Annotated in this window: 16 protein-coding genes and 1 riboswitch; all 16 genes read left to right on the top strand. The window is 51.5% G+C overall.

All coding sequences use genetic code 11. The features are described 5' to 3' along the window. Nucleotides 1-331 precede the first annotated feature (331 nt). Nucleotides 332-456: riboswitch (SAM riboswitch) on the top strand. 136 nt (nt 457-592) lie between these two features. The 16 genes from metA (at nt 593) to GNP95_RS02570 (ending at nt 19,727) form a co-directional block, all read left to right on the top strand. After that, complete coding sequence (gene metA / locus GNP95_RS02640; RefSeq protein WP_155609342.1) at nt 593-1,528, top strand: homoserine O-acetyltransferase MetA; 936 nt, start codon at nt 593-595, stop codon at nt 1,526-1,528. Nucleotides 1,529-1,547: 19 nt separating this feature from the next. Next, a complete protein-coding gene (locus GNP95_RS02635; protein ID WP_155609341.1) occupies nt 1,548-2,735 on the top strand; it encodes an aminotransferase class I/II-fold pyridoxal phosphate-dependent enzyme in 1,188 nt (395 codons plus the stop codon). Continuing rightward, nucleotides 2,728-3,918, top strand: coding sequence for a trans-sulfuration enzyme family protein (locus tag GNP95_RS02630; RefSeq protein ID WP_155609340.1), 1,191 nt, complete (start codon nt 2,728-2,730; stop codon nt 3,916-3,918). The genes GNP95_RS02635 and GNP95_RS02630 overlap by 8 nt, the downstream gene beginning before the upstream one ends. A gap of 196 nt (nt 3,919-4,114) precedes the next feature. Then, on the top strand, nt 4,115-5,251 hold the full coding sequence (gene mqnC, locus GNP95_RS02625) for a cyclic dehypoxanthinyl futalosine synthase (protein WP_155609339.1): 1,137 nt from the start codon (nt 4,115-4,117) through the stop codon (nt 5,249-5,251). A gap of 148 nt (nt 5,252-5,399) precedes the next feature. Continuing rightward, nucleotides 5,400-6,302 carry a putative sporulation protein YtxC gene (locus GNP95_RS02620; RefSeq protein ID WP_155609338.1) on the top strand — a complete coding sequence of 301 codons (903 nt, stop codon included), beginning with the start codon at nt 5,400-5,402 and terminating at the stop codon, nt 6,300-6,302. A 396-nt stretch (nt 6,303-6,698) separates the two neighbouring features. Continuing rightward, nucleotides 6,699-8,636 carry a threonine--tRNA ligase gene (gene thrS / locus GNP95_RS02615; protein WP_330163237.1) on the top strand — a complete coding sequence of 646 codons (1,938 nt, stop codon included), beginning with the start codon at nt 6,699-6,701 and terminating at the stop codon, nt 8,634-8,636. Between the two features lie 213 nt (nt 8,637-8,849). Then, nucleotides 8,850-9,404 (top strand): 3D domain-containing protein, encoded by a 555-nt coding sequence (locus GNP95_RS26525; RefSeq protein ID WP_155609998.1) that lies wholly within the window; start codon nt 8,850-8,852, stop codon nt 9,402-9,404. A gap of 101 nt (nt 9,405-9,505) precedes the next feature. Then, nucleotides 9,506-9,673, top strand: a complete 168-nt coding sequence (locus GNP95_RS25665; protein WP_196427046.1) for a hypothetical protein — start codon at nt 9,506-9,508, stop codon at nt 9,671-9,673. 207 nt (nt 9,674-9,880) lie between these two features. After that, a complete protein-coding gene (gene liaF / locus GNP95_RS02605) occupies nt 9,881-10,825 on the top strand; it encodes a cell wall-active antibiotics response protein LiaF (RefSeq protein WP_155609337.1) in 945 nt (314 codons plus the stop codon). 2 nt (nt 10,826-10,827) lie between these two features. Then, nucleotides 10,828-11,853 (top strand): sensor histidine kinase, encoded by a 1,026-nt coding sequence (locus GNP95_RS02600; RefSeq protein ID WP_155609336.1) that lies wholly within the window; start codon nt 10,828-10,830, stop codon nt 11,851-11,853. Nucleotides 11,854-11,868: 15 nt separating this feature from the next. Then, nucleotides 11,869-12,531 (top strand): response regulator, encoded by a 663-nt coding sequence (locus GNP95_RS02595; RefSeq protein WP_155609335.1) that lies wholly within the window; start codon nt 11,869-11,871, stop codon nt 12,529-12,531. Nucleotides 12,532-12,681: 150 nt separating this feature from the next. After that, on the top strand, nt 12,682-14,307 hold the full coding sequence (locus tag GNP95_RS02590; RefSeq protein ID WP_155609334.1) for a S1C family serine protease: 1,626 nt from the start codon (nt 12,682-12,684) through the stop codon (nt 14,305-14,307). Between the two features lie 184 nt (nt 14,308-14,491). Continuing rightward, nucleotides 14,492-15,184, top strand: coding sequence for a response regulator transcription factor (locus GNP95_RS02585; protein ID WP_330163235.1), 693 nt, complete (start codon nt 14,492-14,494; stop codon nt 15,182-15,184). Between the two features lie 2 nt (nt 15,185-15,186). Then, nucleotides 15,187-16,644 (top strand): sensor histidine kinase, encoded by a 1,458-nt coding sequence (locus tag GNP95_RS02580; RefSeq protein ID WP_155609332.1) that lies wholly within the window; start codon nt 15,187-15,189, stop codon nt 16,642-16,644. 76 nt (nt 16,645-16,720) lie between these two features. Beyond that, on the top strand, nt 16,721-17,671 hold the full coding sequence (locus tag GNP95_RS02575) for a 4-hydroxy-3-methylbut-2-enyl diphosphate reductase (protein ID WP_155609331.1): 951 nt from the start codon (nt 16,721-16,723) through the stop codon (nt 17,669-17,671). A gap of 274 nt (nt 17,672-17,945) precedes the next feature. Continuing rightward, nucleotides 17,946-19,727, top strand: coding sequence for a cache domain-containing sensor histidine kinase (locus tag GNP95_RS02570; RefSeq protein ID WP_155609330.1), 1,782 nt, complete (start codon nt 17,946-17,948; stop codon nt 19,725-19,727). Nucleotide 19,728: the final 1 nt, after the last annotated feature.

The following is a 19,728-nucleotide window of genomic DNA, read 5'->3' as shown; positions in this document are numbered from 1 at the left end:
ACGAAAACGAAAGAGCCCCAATTCATCCGTGAGCGCTCTGCTGATCGATTTCCTATGCCATTGTTGTTGTGGGGCAGTTCTCTGCGGACTCGGGTCGCCTTCCATAATCGGTTTCACCTCTTTGCAAATAAGCTGATTAACACTTGTCTAGTATAACCCTGACATATGACATGATCAAGCCATACCTAGCATAATGGGGCTATTTTTCAGCATATGGCGAAGACATGCAGGTGGTGATCAAATCAGTGCTGGGTTCTTGACGGAAGCCTATTTATCCTTTAAAGTGATCTCAGGGAACGAAAGTGTTCCGTAAAAAATCAAATATGGCGAAATCTTATCAAGAGCAGGTGGAGGGACTGGCCCGATGATACCCGGCAACCGGCGATTTAATCGTACGGTGCTAATTCTTGCAGATCCGTTGACGTATAGACGTTTTCGGTTTCTGAGAGATGAGAGAGGCGCATTCATGATACCGATGAAGACCTTTCTCTAAGAGAGAAAGGTTTTTCTTGTATCGGCTGCGTCCGCTTTCTACTATAGGATGACTGCGCACAACAACAACGATTTGTCGAAAGAAGGAGTTGAAGAAAGTATGCCAATTAAAGTTCCTGATCATTTACCGGCAAAAGAAGTACTGGAGAACGAGAATATATTTGTAATGGATGAATCCCGGGCTTATCGCCAAGATATTCGTCCGCTGCGAATCGCCATTCTGAACCTGATGCCGACGAAGGAGACGACCGAGACACAAATTTTGCGTCTGCTCGGGAATACGCCGCTGCAGGTGGAAATCGTTCTGCTTCATCCCCGGTCCCATACGTCCAAAAATACACCCGCCGAGCATCTCGAAATGTTCTACCAGACGTTTGATGAAATCAAATCCCGCCGGTTCGACGGACTGATTGTTACGGGCGCGCCGGTCGAGCAGCTGGAATTCGAAGAAGTGAACTATTGGGAAGAACTGAAAGGGATCTTTGAGTGGAGCAAGACAAACGTCACTTCGACCCTGCATATTTGCTGGGCGGCCCAAGCCGGCTTGTACTATCACTATGGGGTCCGGAAGATCCCGCTTCAAGAGAAATGCTTCGGCGTGTTCCCGCACACCGTAAACATTCCCAACGTCAAGCTGCTGCGGGGATTCGACGAGGTGTTCCAGGTTCCGCATTCCCGGCATACGGACGTGGAACGCAGAGACATCGAGAAGGTGCCGGAGCTCGATATTCTGGCCGAATCCGAGGAAGCGGGCGTGTATCTTGTTGCGACGAAGGACGGCAAGCACATTTTCGTCACCGGGCATTCCGAGTATGATCCCTGTTCACTTAAATGGGAATATGACCGCGATGTAGCGAAAGGACTGGATATTGCTCTGCCTGTCAACTATTTTCCAAATGATGATCCGTCCCGGACACCGAAGTCGACCTGGAAATCCCATGCAAATTTATTATTCTCCAATTGGTTGAATTACTATGTGTATCAAGAGACGCCTTATGATATCGATCAGCAGGGCGGACTCATTTATCATATATAGGCTGTGGAGGGATTGTTAAATGTCAGAGAAGAAGTACCGCATTGAAAGTGTACTTGCGCAGATCGGATCGGTTGAGGAGCCGGTTACTGGCGCAGTAAACTATCCGATCTATCAGGCAACGGCTTTCCGCCATCCGCGTCTCGGACAAAGTACCGGTTTCGATTATTCACGGACGAAGAGCCCAACCCGTGCGGTGCTGGAGGAAGCGGCGGCCGCGCTCGAGTCTGGAGACGCTGGTTTTGCCTGTAGTTCCGGCATGGCTGCGTTACAGACGGTATTCACTTTGTTCGCCAGCGGCGACCATTTAATCGTATCGCTCGATCTGTACGGGGGAACATACCGCCTTTTGGAGCGGGTATTGTCCAAATACGGAGTTACCGCATCTTATGTAGACACGAATGATTTAAGCGCGCTTGAAGAAGCTAAACAGCCAAACACGAAGGCGATAATCATCGAGACGCCTACGAATCCGCTGATGATGGTCACGGATATTAGAGAGGTCAGCCAGTGGGCGCGTGATCACGGCCTTTTGACGATTGTCGACAATACGCTGCTGACTCCGTTCTTCCAGCGCCCGATCGAGCTCGGGGCCGACATTGTGGTCCATAGCGCAACGAAGTATCTCGGGGGGCATAACGACGTATTGGCGGGTCTTATTGTGACCAAAGGCAAAGAGCTGTCCGAAGAAATAGCTTTTCTGCATAATTCTATCGGGGCAGTGCTTGGACCGACGGATTCCTACCAGCTTATGCGGGGAATGAAGACGCTGGCGCTGCGTATGGAACGGCATCAGAGCAATGCGCTAGCCATCGCAAAATATTTGCAGAACCATCCACAGGTGACTGAAGTATTTTATCCGGGGCTGCCGGATCATCCGGGCTATGAGATTCAGAATGCCCAATCGAGCGGAAATACGGGGATTTTCTCATTTAAAGTCTCCGACGCGCGTTATGTCGATCCGGTGCTTCGCAACCTGAAGCTAATCGCCTTCGCCGAAAGCCTCGGCGGAGTGGAGTCTTTAATGACGTATCCTGCCGTGCAGACGCATGCCGATATCCCGGCTGAAGTTCGTGACGCTGTTGGCGTGGATGACCGCCTGCTGCGCTTCTCCGTCGGAATCGAGCATGTGGATGATCTTATCCAGGATCTGGAGCAGGCGCTGGAGGCAGCGCGGGCAGAAGTTGAAGGAGGCAGCAAGAATGAGTGATCAGGGCAACCCAAATGAATTATCGGGGGCAGGAAAAGAGGACAGGAAGTTCGATACGAAGCTGATTCATTTCGGCGGGGAAGTGGATGCTGCAACCGGAGCATCCAGCGTGCCGATCTATCAGGCGTCGACCTTCCATCACCACGACATCTATAACCCGCCTTCTTATGACTACAGCCGGTCGGGGAATCCGACGAGGCAGGCGCTTGAAGACTATATTGCCGTGCTAGAAGGCGGCCACCGCGGACTTGCCTTTTCCAGCGGAATGGCAGCGATCTCGACGGCCTTCATGCTGTTCTCGGCGGGGGATCATATCATCGTCACCGAGGATGTGTACGGTGGTACATATCGCCTGCTGACCGGCATCCTGAATCGGTTCGGAATCGAAGCAACCTTCGTTGATATGACGAAAATCGATGAAGTGAAGGCCGCGCTCAAGCCGAATACAAAGGCCGTCTATCTGGAGACGCCTTCCAACCCGACGCTGAAAATTACCGACATCGCCCAGGTAACGGAGTGGGCGCATGCCCATGACCTGTTGAGCATCCTCGACAATACGTTCATGACGCCTTATTATCAGCGGCCGATCGAACAAGGCGTTGATATCGTTCTACACAGCGCGACTAAGTTTTTGGGCGGCCATAGCGATGTTCTTGCCGGACTTGCCGTGACTAGAACAGAGACGCTGGGCCGCAAGCTGAAATATATGCAGAACGGCCTTGGCACCGTATTGGGCGTGCAGGACTCCTGGCTGTTGATGCGCGGAATGAAGACGCTCGGCGCGCGCATGGCGCACAGCGAGAAGAGTGCAGCGAAGCTCGCCAAGTGGTTAAGCGAACGCAGCGACATCAAGGCCGTATTCTATCCCGGCCTGGACAGTCATCCGGGACGTGAGATTCATGAGAAGCAGTCTTCAGGTTACGGCGCGGTTGTTTCCTTTGACGTAGGCTCCGGGGAGCGGGCCAAGCGTGTGCTCAGCAGTGTTAAGCTTCCGCTGGTTGCCGTCAGCCTGGGTGCGGTGGAGAGCATTTTGTCCTATCCGGCAATGATGTCGCACGCATCGATGCCTAAGGAGGTCCGCCACGAGCGCGGTATTACCGATGGCTTGCTTCGTTTCTCCGTGGGTCTCGAGGATATCGGCGATCTTCTCGCCGACTTGGAACAGGCATTGGAGAGGCAATAAATTGCCGCGTGATCCAGCAATAAGATTTCTATTTGTCTATATAGAGCAGCGGCATCCGATCTTGGATCGGGTGCTGTTTTTCTGTCTCGATTATGTTACGATAAAATCGTACTATTTAATTTCTAAATTTTTGATATTTATATCAGGGCAAGTGAAATAGAGCTCAAAGATTCTAAGGGAGAAGAGGAGGCAGCCCATGACTGCAATCGACGGCATATTAGACAAAGCACTTCGCGGAGAACGTCTTGACTTGAAGGATACGATCGCTTTATTCGAATCTGACGAAGTAGAGAAAATGGGGCATGTAGCTAATATTCTGATGGAACGGATGCATCCGGAACCGGTAGCGACCTTCGTTATCGGACGGAACGTAAACTATACGAACGTATGTGACGTATACTGCCGGTTCTGCGCCTTTTATCGCAGACCGGGGTCGGAAGAAGGATACGTGCTTCCGGATGAGGTCATTTTTCAGAAAATCCAAGAAACGATCGATGTAGGCGGTACCGAAATTCTGATGCAGGGCGGTACGAACCCAAACCTGCCGTTTAGTTATTATACAGACCTGTTGAAGGCGATCAAGCAAAGATTTCCTGATATTACGATGCATTCCTTCTCGCCGGCAGAGATTATGAAAATGAAGGAAGTGTCGGACGGGTTGTCTTTGGAAGAGGTCGTTCGGCAAATTCATGAGGCCGGTCTCGACTCCTTGCCTGGCGGGGGAGCGGAAATTCTTGATGATCGGACGCGCCGTAAAATCAGCCGCATGAAGGGCTCCTGGAGAGACTGGATGGACGTCATGCAAACGGCTCACCGGATCGGCATGAATACGACCGCGACGATGGTCATTGGTTTTGGCGAGTCGATGGAGGAGCGTGCGCTTCATCTAATGCGGGTCCGGGATGCCCAAGACGAGTGCCTGCAGAAGGGCTATGACTCCGAGGGTTTCCTGGCCTTCATTCCATGGACGTTCCAGCCGGACAACACGAACTTGAAGCGGGAGAGACAGACTCCGCGGGAGTATCTTAAGACTGTGGCGATCAGCCGGATCGTGCTGGACAACATTAAGAACATTCAATCGTCCTGGGTGACCATGGGACCTGAAATCGGCAAGCTGTCGCTTCAATACGGCTGCAACGATTTCGGCAGCACGATGATCGAAGAGAACGTTGTCTCCTCTGCAGGGGCCACTTACAAGGTCAATATCGAGTCAATTCTGTCTATTATCCGCGAGGCCGGCAAAATCCCGGCACAGCGCAATACGAAATATGAGATCCTGCGTGTATTCGATCAAGACAGCCAGGTTGAAAAAGACTTTGTCATGCAGAACTGATATACTTCGTAATCAAAAGGTTACCTTTTCAGCACCGAAGCTGTTTGCCAAAACAATGGAATAGCTGTTGATGTTTCCATGGACCGTCCCGTATATCTGCTACCTCCTCACCATATACTTTGAGAAGGAAGCGGAAAGGGGCGAGTTCATGGATTTTTTTACAATTAGCACGAATGTCGCATCCGCGGCGTCAGCAAGCCAATTCGCCGAGTATATGCAGCGGTTGACCAAGGGTTTACATAAAGGGAGCATCAGCTCTGGATTTGTATATATGCCCGAACACGCTAGAGCGGAATGGAGCATTAGCCTTAAGCCGAGAAAAGGCTCCCAGTCCGTATGGAGTAAGATAAACCTTGAATTGGCTAACGCTGTCGCGGAGTATGTCGTTGATGTTAAGGAGCCGGGAATCGTCCGCAAAATTCTCACGAAGGATTATGAACTCGACGAAAGCGAGAAGCAGGCCATAGAAGCGATATATCGCAGGTTTCTAACCGCGGAAGAAGGACAGGCCGAGGCTAGAAATGCGCGAATTATGCTTGTTGAAGCAGCGTTTCTGCAAATGCTCGAGCAGCAGGAGGCGCTTGATCTTGACGGTTTTATCACCTTTAGGCTGAAGGACTACGGGTTGAAGCTGCGCGAGATAATTGATTACGCGGTGGAGGAGTTTTTGCTCGACAAGCAGTATGAGGATTTTATCGCGCTGCTGCAATACTTCGTATATTTTCAGGAGCCGCTTACGCCGTTTATTCACGTTATGCACAAGCAAGGCAGCGAATTCGTCATCCTGAACGAAGGGTTAAACCAAATTGAAGTTTCGTCCGGAGACGTCGTCATGCGCCTGGCCGATCAGGAGCTGCAGATGGAAAATATGATCGTCAGCACATTGATATCCTTGTCTCCGGAGCGCATTCTTCTGCACACCTGTGAACCGGAAGCCTTGGCGATAAAGACGATCCGGCAAATTTTTGGGGATAGGGTCGAGCTCTGCTTGCGTTGTCCGCAGTGCAAGGATTTCCTGCAGGAAACGAGGCAGCGTGATCAGGTTAAGTAACGTCGGGCGAACCAAGGTTCTTGACGGTCCCCCCCGTTAGCATTATAATTACAAATATTCAAGCGAAAAGCGTTGACAAAGACATGAACCAGAAATGCGAACGGTACAGAGAGAGGGAACGGTCGGCTGGAATTCCCTTCGGAGTCGGTTTTGGTTTACCCCTTTGTAGCTGTATTCCCGAACTTTGGGCTATCGCCCGAATATTAAGGAATGCCGGTTCATTACCGTTATATAATGCCTAAACAAGGACTTGTTCCAATGCTGTCTTGCTGCAGCTTGCGAACGGTCGAATGAGGGTGGAACCACGGGTATATAACGCTCGTCCCTTTCCGGGACGGGCGTTTTTTGTTTGTCCGCTCCCGGCAATGAATTACGAAACTAAGGGAGGAACAAAAAGTGGCAGTATCAATTTCTTTACCGGACGGCTCAGTTCGGGAGTATGCAGACGGAAGCACTCTGGAGGATGTGGCAGCATCGATCAGCAGCGGCCTGCGCAAAAATGCGCTCGCGGGAAAGCTGAACGGTTCAGCCGTTGACCTGAGTACGAAATTAACAGACGGCGCAGCGGTCGAAATCATTACGCCGGATTCCAAGGAAGGCCTTGAAATCATGCGGCACAGCACGGCTCATCTTCTGGCGCAAGCGGTCAAACGGCTGTTTGGCAGCAAGGAAGTCAAGCTGGGCATCGGTCCGGTCATCGAAGACGGTTTCTATTACGATATGGACCTCGAGCATCCGGTCAATCCGGAGGATCTGCAGAAGATCGAGAAGGAAATGGAACGGATTATCGGCGAGAATCTGCCGATTACCCGCCGTGAAGTGAGCCGCGAGGAAGCGGTGGCGATTTTTACGGAGCTGGGCGATCCTTATAAATTAGAGCTTATTCGCGATTTGCCTGAGGACAGCGTACTGTCCATTTACGATCAAGGCGAATTCTTCGATTTATGCCGCGGGCCGCATGTGCCGTCTACGGGCAAAATCAAATCATTCAAGCTGCTGAGCGTGGCGGGAGCCTACTGGCGCGGCAACAGCGACAATAAGATGCTGCAGCGAGTATACGGTACGGCCTTCTTCAAAAAAGCCGACCTGGATCAGCATTTGCATATGCTTGAGGAAGCCAAAAAACGCGATCACCGCAAGCTCGGCAAAGAGCTGAGCATCTTCACCTTCTCGAATCTCGTAGGCCAAGGCCTGCCGATCTGGCTGCCAAAGGGTGCAACCTTGCGCCGCACGCTGGAAAGATACATCGTTGATATCGAGGAGCGCCTGGGATACCAGCACGTGTACACTCCGGTGCTCGGTAACGTGGAGCTCTATAAAACTTCCGGCCACTGGGAGCATTACCAAGAGGACATGTTCCCGCAAATGGTTATGGACAATGAGGAGCTTGTGCTTCGGCCGATGAACTGTCCGCACCATATGATGGTGTATAAGAGCGAGATGCACAGCTACCGCGATCTGCCGATCCGCATCGCCGAGCTTGGCATGCAGCATCGTTATGAAATGTCGGGTGCGCTGACTGGCCTGCATCGCGTGCGGGCGATGACGCTGAACGATGCGCACATTTTCTGCCGGCTGGATCAGATCAAAGACGAGTTCAAACGCGTGCTTGCCTTGATCAGACAAGTCTATAAAGATTTCGGGATTAACGATTACCGGTTCCGCTTGTCCTATCGTGATCCAGAGGATACCGAGAAATATTTCAAGGACGATAATATGTGGAACACGGCACAGCGCATGCTGCGCGAGGTCGTCGAGGAGGAAGGCCTGCCATTCTTCGAGGCGGAAGGCGAAGCTGCGTTCTACGGACCGAAGCTGGACGTGCAAATCAAAACGGCTCTTGGCAAGGAAGAGACTTTATCCACCGTACAAATCGACTTCCTGCTCCCAGAGCGCTTTGAGCTCGAATATGTCGGTGATGACGGCGCCAAGCACCGTCCGGTCGTATTGCACCGCGGCATTCTCGGCACGATGGAACGCTTCACGGCCTTCCTGCTGGAGAATTTTGCAGGCAATCTCCCGCTTTGGCTCGCTCCGGTACAAGCGAAGGTCATTCCGGTATCCAGCAATTTCGAAGCTTATGCGCGCGAAGTAGAGGAGAAGCTCCTTGCCGGCAGAATTCGGGCCGAAAGCGATCTTCGTAACGAGAAGCTGGGTTACAAAATCCGCGAAGCTCAGCTGGAGAAAATACCTTATATGTTCGTCGTCGGCGAGAACGAGCAAAGGGAAGGAACCGTCTCCGTTCGTAAACGCGGCGAAGGCGATCTCGGTGCGAAGTCGCTGAACGAAGTCATTTCAATGCTGCAGGACGATATCCAGAACCATAAGATATAGGAAGATGCATTAGATCTAGCAAAGGTATAAACCTTGGCGCATGTGGACATCCTCTGGAATAAGGGAGGAGATTGTCACATGCGCCAAACTATTTTTTGGGATCGGCTTGGTATGTGTTGTACGCTGATATTCGTGCTTGTGTCATCGATGAGTAAGGATAGTACGGTTTATGCCAATCCGGTTCAGCAGCAAAATTATGAACAAATCGCGGCGATGAATACGTTTAAGACGACTGCGATCCTAGCTCGGCAGGGAGTTATTCCACAGCCGGTATATATTACAAGCTCATCTGAGCAGCACGATAAAAGAGCGGGCGCCAATGCTGGAGAAAAGACGGCCAAAGCGAAGTTTCAAACGGTGAAAGTGGTAGCTACCGGTTATACGGCGGGTTATGAATCTACAGGCAAACGACCCAGTCATCCGGGATACGGCATCACTTATTCCGGAGTCAAGGTGCGCAGGGACAAGGATACCATTTCGACCATTGCCGCCGATTTAAAAGTGTTTCCGCTCGGGACGATTTTGTATATCCCGGGTTATGGATACGGTGTCGTAGCGGATAAAGGATCGGCGATCAAAGGAAACAAGATCGATCTGTATTTTACGACGACTAAGCAGGTATTTAAAGAATGGGGCAAAAAGGAAGTCGAAGTGCAGGTGATCCGTAAAGGCACGGGCAAGCTGACGGAGGAGATGTTCCGTGAGCTGGGCAAGGCGCTTCAGGTCGATAAAGAAATTCCTGAGGATATTTGGGACGAGGCGATTTGATTTAGGTTTGCATAATATCGCTTCCCGGGTTGCATAATACGAATGCATCCACGCAGTCGCTGCATATCCTGCACGCGACGGCTTAAGGGAGGTGAATATAGATGCCAAATCAAAATCAGAATCAAAAGAATGCAGCTTCTCCAGGCTACAAAACGCCAAACGAGAAATACAATGAAGAATTCGCTGAAGAGAGCATGGCAACGGTCGCTCAAAAAGCGAAAGCTTCTCGCAACGCTGTTTCGAACCCAAGCAACCAAAGCGGAAAATAATGCAGCACGAGCGTCCTGAATAGGGCGCTCTTTTTGATGTTAGAAGCAGGGATTTATTTTTGATACATACCAGCAAATGGAATCATATCGGTCTCGGGACGGAGATGGCTTTCCATCTGCCGCCGCTGTCCCTTCCCTGCAGGATGGTGTACACTTAGAACAGATTCAAGGAATAAGATCGTGCTTCTTAAGATGGAGGGAATGTAAATGAAGAACGACATGTCAGGCCGAATATTCGGAGGACTTGTGCTTATTGGAGTCGGCGTCGTCTTTTTGCTGAATCAGCTCGGCTACACCGATATTAGTCTCGGCTATTTGTTTTCTACCTATTGGCCTGTATTTTTGATCATCGCCGGAATATTGCATCTGGTGAACAGGGAGCGCGGAAGCTCCAGCTTCGTTTGGAGCCTGGTTCTGATCGGATTAGGCGTGTTTTTCCTGGGCAAAAATGTAGGATTTCTCGATATGGATGCTTCCGATTTCTTCAAAATGTTTATTCCGGTCATGCTCATTATATTCGGTCTATCTATTCTGTTTAAACCGAGGGATCGCCAGGAGAAAAAGGAGGATCTGCCTCCTATGCCGCCACCCCCGGTAGGCAATCCGTTCGAGGCGCCGATCGATCCGGCCTTTCATCCGGAGATGGAGTCGCCGCTTGATAAAATCTTCGGTACGACGAATAAAGGCGATGCGCAGTTCGGCGAGAAGCCGCAGGACGAGAAGATGAACTATAATTCTTATCACGGCGGCAGCACGAAATCCGGCAAGCGGGAAGTGATAACAAAGGCGGGGTTTATTGGCGACGTTCATCTCGGACAGGATTATTTTCAACTTCAGCCCATGAATATATCGCATTTCATCGGAGATACGGTTATCGATTTAACGAAAGCGCAAATTCCTTATGGGGAAACCAAAATCAATGTCTCGGCCTTTATCGGCGACGTGAAGGTGTTCATTCCTGAGGATATGGACATCGGCATTACCGCTACCTCCAGCGCGCTCATCGGCGATTTGAAGGTTCTGTCGCAAAAACGCGGAGGCTTCTTAAGCAATGTTAATGCCCAGTCGCCGCATTATGGCGAGGCCGGCAAGCGGATTAAACTGGTCGTCAGCGTGTTCGTCGGCGACGTAAAAGTGAACATGGTGGGCTAATTATGATCGTGCAGCGTATATTGAAAAATACAAAATGGGAGCTGCTGCTCTACTTCCTGCTCACAGGTAGTCTGACAGCAGTAGCTCTTTATGTCGGCTCGATCTTCGGAGCCGTCCACGTTATTGATCCTCGGGTATGGATTTACATCATCGCGGGGATTCTTGTGTTTATTCTGATTATCGGATATATTGCCGGACAGCGCATACAGCGTCGGCTGGATTACCTGCATTTGAACATGCTTCAGGTAGCGAAAGGGAATCTAGCAGTTCGCATGCCGGAAACGGCTGACCAGACGTTTTCCGGCGTCTATCAGGAATTTAACAATATGACAGAGGCCGTCGAGAAGAAGATGAAGCTGCTTCAGCAGTTTGGCGAGCAGGAAGTGGTCGAGAAGGAGCAGGCTGCGGAGAAAGCGGTGCTCGAGGAGCGAAGGAGGCTTGCCCGCGATTTGCACGACACGGTAAGCCAGCAGTTGTTCGCGATTCATATGGCGGCATCCTCTTTACCGAAGGTACTGGAGATGAACGAAGCCCAGGCGCAAACCGTGCTGGATCAATTAATCCAAATGTCCAACATGGCGCAGAAGCAGATGCGTGCGCTTATTGCGCAGCTGCGTCCGATGGAGCTGGTGGGCAAGACGCTGGCCGAGGCGCTGGACCAGTGGTTTCCCGATTATTGCCGGCAGAATGGCCTGAGGGGAATGAAGGATATGGATCTGCAGGGAGATCTGTCGGAAGCGAAGGAGCATCAGCTGTTCTTGATCGTGCAGGAGGCGATGGCGAATATCGTCAAACATTCCGGGGCTAAGCTGGTTAGCCTTTCACTGAGGGAAGGGCCGCGGCAGGTCGTACTGAGCATCAGCGATGATGGGCAGGGGTTTAGTAACGGTGCTCAGAAGCAGGGCTCGTACGGGCTTACAACGATGAAGGAACGCGCGGAGAAGCTCGGCGGCAATGTCGAAATCATTAGCAAGCCAGGGGCAGGGACGACGATTCGCGTTCATATTCCAAAGTTTGAAGAAGAGTAGAGAGGAGAAGGCCAGATGAGCGACAAGAAAATTAGAGTGATGATCGTGGATGATCACGATATGGTTCGTATGGGCCTCAAGACGTACTTAATGCTTGATCCGGGCTTTGAAGTCGTAGCGGAGGCCAGCGACGGCGATCAGGTTGTCAAGCTGCTGGATCAAGGCATCGAGGGCGGGCTGCCGGATATCGTCCTGATGGACTTGATGATGCCCTCCATGAACGGGGCTGAAGCGACGAAGGAGGTACTGGGCCGATATCCGGAAATAAAGATTGTTATCCTGACGAGCTTTCTCGAGGATGATCTTGTCGTTCAGGCGATTGAATCGGGTGCGGTCAGCTACGTGCTGAAGACGGTTTCGGCCGCCGAGCTCATTTATGCCTTGCAGGGAGCATATCGGGGCATGCCCGTTATGACTGGAGACGTCGCCCAGGCGCTAACGCGCGGGCTGCGCCAGCGCACCGTACAGGGCGATGATTCCGGCATGACTGAGCGGGAAAAGGAAGTTCTGCTGCTGATTGCCGAAGGAAAGAGCAATAAAGACATCGCCGAGGAGCTTCACATCAGCATCAAGACCGTGAAGACCCATGTCAGCAATTTGCTGATGAAATGCGAGTTGGAGGATCGGACGCAGCTGGCGATTTATGCCCACCGGCAAGGATGGGTGACGGGTTTCTAGCATGACTTGCTCTGCTACTGCATAATAGTGGGTTGTTTCAGGCTTTTATCTCCTTTTTAATTGTTTTTAAGGTACGTTTAAGGTTTATAGTACAAAATAAGAACAGTAAACAAGAACCCCAGCAAGGCCGGGGGCAAGGAGGTATTCATCATGGACGATCAAAAAAATAAACCGGGTCAAGGCTTTGGAGAGAACGGAAATGACAAACCGCAGCAAACTCCGGAGTCCGGCTCGTCCTCTTCATATTACTATTCATACGGACCTTTTCAATCCTATGGCAAAAACGGCGAGGAATCCGGGCAAGGCCCGTCCTACGAGCGCCGTCAGCCGGAGGAGGTAGAAATCACCAGGCCGCAGCCAGTAAAGCCAATCCCTACATCTTCTTTTACAAGCTATAATTCTACGGAAGGCTCGCCTGGCGCATTCGGCGGCAGCGGTATGGGAAATTCGGCACCGCCAGCAGCAAGGAACAACTGGCAGTACAATGAACGGCCGAAGCGCTCGTCCTTCAAATCCGTATTGGCGGGCATGCTGGCAGGCATGCTGATTCTGACCGGAGCGATGGTGTTCGCGGACCGGACCAATCTGTTCACGCCTGAATCAGCAGCACATGTTCCAGCAGCAACAGCACCGGAATCCAAGGCGGCGGCAGGGGACGGCGGCACATCATCCAAGACTTCGACAGCCGTCTTCCCGATGACAAATCCCGGCGACGTTACCAGTGTCGTACAGCAGGCCAGTCCTGCTGTCGTGAAGATCGAGACTCTGGTAAAAGCCGGCAGACAAAGCCAGCGGAGCCAAAGCAACGATCCGTTCTACCGCTTCTTCTTCGGCGACGACCTGTATGGAAACAATGGAGGCGGCAGCGGCGGGGGCAGCTCCTCCAATTCAAACCAGCTGGTGCCTACCGGTATCGGATCCGGCTTCATCTTCGATAAGACGGGTTACATCCTGACGAACGAGCACGTCGTGCATAATGCCGATATCGTTCAGGTAACACTTCAGGACAGTGAGAAGCCTTATGAAGCGAAGGTGCTTGGTACAAGCTATGAGCTCGACCTCGCTGTACTCAAGATCGAAGGAGACAGCAATTTTCCTTCCATTCCGCTCGGCAACTCCGACAATACGCAAGTAGGCGAATGGCTGGTAGCGATCGGCAACCCGCAGGGCTTTGACCATACCGTTACAGCAGGGGTTCTGAGCGCCAAGGAAAGAGGCGGCATCCGCATCGCTGGCGAGAACGGCGAGAAGGACCGGGAATACGAGCATTTGCTGCAAACCGATGCATCGATCAATCCGGGGAACTCTGGAGGTCCGCTGCTGAACCTGAACGGAGAAGTTGTGGGAATTAACGTGGCGGTGAGCTCCGATGCTCAAGGGATCGGATTCGCGATTCCGACGTCTACGGTGTCCGAAGTGCTGGATAAGCTGAAGAATAACGAGGAAATTCCGAAGAAGCCGGTGCCGTTCATTGGAGCTACTCTGATGACAATGACGGATGAAGTGGCGAAACAGATGGGAACCGATGTGAAGGAAGGCTCCGTCGTCTCTGATATCGTCTACAAATCTCCGGCATACAATGCGGATCTTCGTCCATATGATATCATCACCGGAGCAGACGGCAAGAAATTTGTGACGAAGGAAGATCTGATCGCTTATATTCAGAAGCAGACGGTAGGTACGGTTGTTACATTCAATATCGTGCGCGACGGCAAGGATATCGATCTGAAGGTGACGATCGGCGACAAAAACGAGTTTCCTAACCTCCAGCAATAAAACCGGATGAGAAGTCTGCAGAAACAAAGAGAGGCGGCACGGCTAATTTGCCCTGCCGCCTCTTAAATATAGCCGATAAGGTATGTATGGACGAAACAAGCAGACATTTGTTGTACAATATAGATATGAAGCCGCAAGACGAGAGTTAAGCTGACAGTGGCTTTGGTAAAAAGGAGAGATGGCCGTGAGATCGGGAATACTGGTAATCGATGATGATGAGAAGATTACTTCCATGCTCCGCCGAGGCCTGGCATTCGAAGGGTATGACGTATATACGGCGAATGACGGGATGGAAGGTCTGTCGATGCTGCTGACTGCAGATCCGGATTTGATCATATTGGACGTGATGATGCCTAAGCTGGACGGATTCGAGGTGTGCCGCCGGCTGAGGGAAGGGGGCAGCACGGTTCCCGTACTTATGCTGACGGCGAAAGATGAGGTCGAGAACCGGGTTAAGGGGCTAGACACCGGAGCAGACGACTACTTGGTGAAGCCGTTTGCGCTTGAGGAGCTGTTGGCCCGGGTACGCGCGCTGCTGCGGCGCAAGGATTCCACAGGAGGAGAGGCGGGAAGCCACAGGCTGATCTTCGAGGATGTCATTATGGATATGGATTCGCGCGAGGTGCTTCGCAGCGGCCAGCGGCTGGAGCTGACCGCCAAGGAGTTTGAGCTGCTGCATCTGTTCATGCAAAATCCGAAGCGGCTGCTGACGCGCGACCTGATCATGGATAAAATTTGGGGCTATGACTACAGCGGAGAATCGAACGTGCTTGAGGTGTATATTGCAATGCTCAGGCAGAAGACGGAAGAGCATGGAGGGAAGCGCATCATTCAGACGATCCGCGGCGCCGGCTATATTCTGAGAGGGGATTCCTAGGCATGTCGATCCGGTTACGTCTAACCGCGTGGTATACGGGGATTTTAGCGATTACGCTTATTATGTTCGGTGCATCCATATATGGAATAGTAAGGTATAACATTTTTCTGGAAGTAAAGAAGAAGGTCGAGGAGCACGGGGCTCAGATTGAAAAATCCCAGAATGTCAGCCTGTCTCAAGGGCTGGATCTGCAAATGGACCGAAGCCAAATCCTCCGTTTGGAGGATGCCCGCATCTTCTGGCAGCTGAACAACTATGTCAAAAATTCCATGCGCATTTCCGAAGGCATGCTGAACCGCGAAATGGTATTCCCGGTTCCTGACATCGATCAGATCGGCAAAAAAGGTGTGTTTCAGAGCATTAATATCAATGGAAACTCTTATATGCTGTATGAAAGGCCGCTTGTCTATGGCAACACGATCGTCGGTCTGCTCCAGCTTGCCGCGGATACCAATGCGGAGAACCGGATCATGGATCAGCTGAAAACAGTGCTGCTGTTCGGATCATTTATTACGATTGCCGTAGCAAGCACATTCGGCTTATTCCTGGCCCGGCAGTCGATGGCGCCCATCGGCAAGGTTATCGAGGCAGCTAATGGGATTCAGAAGGGTACGGATCTGAGCGTCCGCATTGAATATGACGGACCCAGCGATGAGATCGGCAGGCTGATCGGCACCGTAAACAGCATGCTGGCCCGGACAGAAGGGTTCTATAAAGAGCTGGATGAGGCGTATGCGAACCAGCGCCGCTTTGTATCCGATGCTTCGCATGAGCTGAGAACGCCGCTGACGACCATTCGGGGGAACGTTGATTTGCTGAAGAAAATCTGGGTCCGTGAAGGCGAGGAGCCGGGAGCAATGGATGAGGAGCAGCTCCGCAAATTCTCTCTGGAAGCCGTAAGCGATATCGCTGACGAGTCCGAGCGGATGAGCCGCCTGATCAATGATATGCTGTCGCTCGCCCGGGCCGATGCCGGCCAGACGATCGAGAAGCAGCCGCAGTTGCTGGGCCCGATCGTGGAGGAGGTCGTACGGCGGGCTAATTTCTTGCCGCGCAAGGCTTTATGGCTGCAGGGGGATTTAACGGCCATCCAGGACGCCTGCATCGACGGCAATAAAGATTATCTGCAGCAAATGCTGTTCATTTTTATTGAGAACGCCTTTAAGTATACTCCCGAAGGGAAAGTCATCATCGATGCGGTCAAATCGGGCAACCAGGTCGGCATTCGGATCAAGGACAGCGGAATCGGCATGGATCGCAGCGAAATTCCGCAGATTTTCGAACGCTTCTACCGGGCGGATCCATCCCGGGGAGTCACTCAGGGTACGGGGCTCGGCCTTTCTATTGCGAAGTGGATTATCGATGAGCATCAGGGCTCGGTCGAAGTGGTTACCCGGCGCGGCGAGGGAACAACTTTTGTGATCTGGCTCCCTGTTGTCTTTAATGACCAGCCGGAATAGGCTATAATTAAGATTGTTGCCCTTTAATCAGGATCCGGTATGGATACGAGGGAACAAGAAAGCGAGGGTGCAAATCATGGAAGTGATCAAAATTTCGCCGCGTGGTTATTGTTACGGGGTCGTAGACGCCATGGTGCTTGCCCGGCAAGCCGCCAAGAATCTCGATTTGCCGCGGCCGATTTATATACTGGGAATGATTGTCCACAACAGTCATGTGACCCAATCCTTTGAGGATGAAGGAATCATCACGCTTGACGGGCCGAACCGTCTGGATATACTCAGCCAGGTGGAGAGCGGCACGGTGATTTTTACCGCTCATGGGGTATCGCCTGAAGTGCGGAAAATCGCCCGTGATAAAGGGCTGACTACGGTGGACGCCACTTGTCCGGACGTGACCAAGACGCATGTCCTGATCGAGGAGAAGGTCGCGGAAGGGTATGAGATCATTTACATCGGCAAGAAAGGGCATCCCGAGCCGGAAGGGGCGATTGGGGTTGCGCCAGAGCACGTGCATTTGATCGAGAAGGAAGAGGAGATCGATGCATTGAATATCGCTTCGGACCGGATTGTCATCACGAACCAGACGACGATGAGCCAATGGGATATCAAGCATATCATGAAGAAGCTGCTGGAGAGATTTCCGGGAGCAGAGATTCATAATGAAATATGCCTGGCAACCCAGGTGCGGCAGGAGGCGGTAGCCGAGCAGGCCGGGCAGGCGGATCTCGTTATCGTTGTAGGCGATCCGCGCAGCAACAACTCCAACCGTCTCGCCCAAGTGTCGGAGGAAATAGCCGGGGTAAAGGCATACCGGATTTCCGATGTCACCGAACTGAAGCGCGAATGGCTGGAGGGAGTCGGCAAGGTAGCCGTCACCTCGGGGGCGTCTACGCCGACGCCGATTACGAAGGAGGTTATCGCTTATTTGGAGCAGTATGACCCGGATAACGCGGATACCTGGGAGATAGTACGGACGGTGAACATGCAGAAGCTGTTGCCGCCCGTTAAGGCCGCCAAGAAATCTTAATATGCGGAATCATTCCTAAGAAGCCGTCTCGATGGCCGGGTATATTGGCCGGAAGAGACGGCTTTTTGCTGTTGTTCGCGGCGGGGATGGAACGAGAGCTGAATGCGTCCATAAAGTCATAAAAGTGTTGTTAATAGCATGATTGGTCTATTGCTATTCCCTGTTGGAGTTGTAATCGCATAAAACGGGTGGAAAAAACAAAATTTGCAGATGGATAATGGATCCTGTCCCGATTAGACTGAAAGAAAGACAACGAGAGTATGGGGGCTGAATTATGCTTTGGAAGCGGTTATCTTACCATCATAAATTATTTATTGTACTCATTATCGCCAGCAGTTTGCCTGTCTTATTGCTGGGAACGATCGCTTACAAAAAATCCTCGGAAACTTTAATGCAGCAGACAGAGCAGGACTTGCAGATTATTGCCGGGCAATTGATTACGGCGATCGAGAAGCAGGTTAGTGATTTCGACCGCTTCAGCATTTTGCCTTACTATATGCCGGAAGCGTTTACAATATTTAATCAGCCTTACGTTCCCCAGGAAGAATGGGGCTCCGCGGAGCTGAATGCGCAGAGACAGCTCATTCGCTTGATGAGCGCCTATCCCTCGATTAATAAGTCGATCAAAGGAATGGTGTTCTACGGAATGAACGAAAGCATCAGCGGTTACCGGCTCAGCGGCTCATCTACAATGAACAAAAATTATGATGTGAGTGAAGAAAAGTGGTACCAGGAGGCTCTGGAGAAAAACGGGGGATTTGTCGTCTCGGGCGTACACGAGGTTAAACAATTCGAAGGAGAAGTATTCAAGGCCGTAACGGTGTCCAGATTGCTGCTGGACGAGCAAATGCGGCCGCTTGCCGTCATTGCTATCCACATTTCTCCCGATTTCATCGAGAGAATCATTACCTCATCGCAGCTCCGCGATACGGTCGTCACGGTCGTCGATGCGGATAATCAGCTAGTTTATGCTTCCGACGAACAATTGGCGGCTCATTTGTTGGAGCATCCTCTAGAGAGCGGTGCGGATGGAACGTGGGTTGCCGACAGCAGTCTGGAACAACGAAATGTGAAATACAGCGGCGTTGTACGGGTGAACAAGTATTTAGGCTGGACGATTTATATGGGCAAAAATCAAAGTGATATCCTGCAGGGAACGAGCAAGATACGCCAATATACCGTCGTAATCGCCATAGTGCTGATGTTCGCCTCGGCGGCGGTATCCTGGCTGCTGGCCAACGGATTGGCTGGGCCGATTCGCCGCTTAATCCGTTCCATGCGCAATGTGGAGACCGGCCGATTCGAAATTCTTGAGGCGCCTAACCGGTATGACGAAATCGGCCAGCTGCATTTAAGCTACGTCCGGATGGTCAAACGTCTAAATGAGCTGATTCACTCGATTGCCGAAAAGGAAAGGCAGAAGCGGAAGGCGGAGCTGTATGCGCTGCGGGTCAGGATACAGCCTCACTTTTTGTATAATACGCTGAATTCCATCCGGATGCTGGCCATATTGCAGCAGTCTCCGCAAATCGCCAAGCTGATCCATTCGTTAAACCGTTTGCTGCAATCCTATCTCAAGCTGAATGATGAGCTGATGCCGCTCTCCAGAGAAATCGAGCTCCTGCAGGACTACGAGAAGCTGATGGATTTGCGGTATACGAATACTTTTGAAGTGAAGTGGGATATCCCTGATTCGTTGGCGGATGCAGGCATACCGGCCATGCTGCTTCAGCCGGTTTTAGAAAATTCAATTTTTCATGCTTCCAGGGGACTAAGCCGTATTTTGATGATTATCGTTAGGGCGCGTCTGTTAGAGGATGGCCGTACCTTATGCATTGAGATCATGGATGACGGAACAGGAATTACCGAGGAACAAATCCAGAACCTGCTGCAGGAAAGGCGGGAAGACGATTGCGCCAATATTGGAATAAACAATGTGAATGACCGGATACGGCTATGGTTCGGCCGAGAATACGGTCTGACGCTGAGACGTTTGGAGCCGGGAACGGCAGTTATAATTACGATACCCTATAAACCGGTAAGGAAGGAGATTTAGA

The organism is Paenibacillus woosongensis, assembly GCF_009725165.1.
GTDB lineage: Bacteria > Bacillota > Bacilli > Paenibacillales > Paenibacillaceae > Fontibacillus > Fontibacillus woosongensis.
Note: the sequence above shows the minus strand (reverse complement) of the source record. Positions and strands in the feature narration are given on the sequence as shown.

Bases quoted from the DNA above. Each gene is read 5' to 3' on its own strand.
- metA (WP_155609342.1), top strand. From the start codon at position 593: ATGCCAATTAAAGTTCCTGATCATTTACCGGCAAAAGAAGTACTGGAG.
- GNP95_RS02635 (WP_155609341.1), top strand. From the start codon at position 1,548: ATGTCAGAGAAGAAGTACCGCATTGAAAGTGTACTTGCGCAGATCGGA.
- GNP95_RS02630 (WP_155609340.1), top strand. From the start codon at position 2,728: ATGAGTGATCAGGGCAACCCAAATGAATTATCGGGGGCAGGAAAAGAG.
- mqnC (WP_155609339.1), top strand. From the start codon at position 4,115: ATGACTGCAATCGACGGCATATTAGACAAAGCACTTCGCGGAGAACGT.
- GNP95_RS02620 (WP_155609338.1), top strand. From the start codon at position 5,400: ATGGATTTTTTTACAATTAGCACGAATGTCGCATCCGCGGCGTCAGCA.
- GNP95_RS26525 (WP_155609998.1), top strand. From the start codon at position 8,850: ATGAATACGTTTAAGACGACTGCGATCCTAGCTCGGCAGGGAGTTATT.
- GNP95_RS25665 (WP_196427046.1), top strand. From the start codon at position 9,506: ATGCCAAATCAAAATCAGAATCAAAAGAATGCAGCTTCTCCAGGCTAC.
- liaF (WP_155609337.1), top strand. From the start codon at position 9,881: ATGAAGAACGACATGTCAGGCCGAATATTCGGAGGACTTGTGCTTATT.
- GNP95_RS02600 (WP_155609336.1), top strand. From the start codon at position 10,828: ATGATCGTGCAGCGTATATTGAAAAATACAAAATGGGAGCTGCTGCTC.
- GNP95_RS02595 (WP_155609335.1), top strand. From the start codon at position 11,869: ATGAGCGACAAGAAAATTAGAGTGATGATCGTGGATGATCACGATATG.
- GNP95_RS02590 (WP_155609334.1), top strand. From the start codon at position 12,682: ATGGACGATCAAAAAAATAAACCGGGTCAAGGCTTTGGAGAGAACGGA.
- GNP95_RS02580 (WP_155609332.1), top strand. From the start codon at position 15,187: ATGTCGATCCGGTTACGTCTAACCGCGTGGTATACGGGGATTTTAGCG.
- GNP95_RS02575 (WP_155609331.1), top strand. From the start codon at position 16,721: ATGGAAGTGATCAAAATTTCGCCGCGTGGTTATTGTTACGGGGTCGTA.
- GNP95_RS02570 (WP_155609330.1), top strand. From the start codon at position 17,946: ATGCTTTGGAAGCGGTTATCTTACCATCATAAATTATTTATTGTACTC.